Origin of the sequence: Vibrio sp. 1562 (assembly GCF_033340155.1) — a bacterium.
Taxonomy (GTDB): Bacteria; Pseudomonadota; Gammaproteobacteria; order Enterobacterales; family Vibrionaceae; genus Vibrio; species Vibrio alginolyticus.
The window spans coordinates 1-712 of record NZ_JAWOVY010000323.1; the positions used below are offsets into that span (position 1 = coordinate 1).

Below are 712 nucleotides of genomic sequence, written 5' to 3' on the forward strand. Positions count from 1 at the left end.
TCATCTGTCGGCTCACCTGCCACCTTGCCGGTGAACAATTCAATGGCTTCAGTCACGTGGTCAATTGCCCAAATATGGAACTCCCCTTTTTCTACCGCTTTCACGATGTCAGCGCGTAACATCAAGTTATGAACATTCGAACGAGGAATGATCACGCCCTGTCCGGAGTGACGACCTTTGATCACACACACATCATAGAAACCTTCGATTTTTTCGTTTACGCCACCAATCGGCTGCGCTTCACCAAATTGGTTCATTGACCCCGTGATCGCGATATCTTGTCGATTTGGTTGTTTAGAAAAAGCCGAAACCACCGCACAAAACTCCGCCATGCTCGCACTGTCGCCGTCGACACCACCGTAAGATTGCTCAAAGGTAATCGTCGTCGTGAGTGGCACTCGCGCCGTTTTGCCGAATACGGAAGACAGATAAGCCGATAGGATCATCACACCTTTCGAGTGGATACTGCCGCCAAGATCGACGCTGCGTTCAATATCGATGACGTCGCCATCGCCGTAGCATGTTGTGGCAGTAATACGGTTAGGCGCACCAAACATATAATCGCTGGTACTCAACACCGACAACGCGTTCACTTGCCCTATCGCCGAACCCTCAGTGAGAATCAACGTAGTGCCGTTTAAGAACGTCTCCATCACACTGTCTCGCAAACGGCTGACGCGCATCTCCTGATTTTTCATTGCCTCTTCGACGT

The 712-nt window shown here is 50.4% G+C and carries 1 protein-coding gene; it reads right to left on the reverse strand.

The features are described 5' to 3' along the window. Positions 1 to 712, reverse strand: a 712-nt coding sequence (locus R7Z49_RS24955; protein ID WP_318112376.1) for a S16 family serine protease, incomplete at both ends; no start/stop codon positions are given.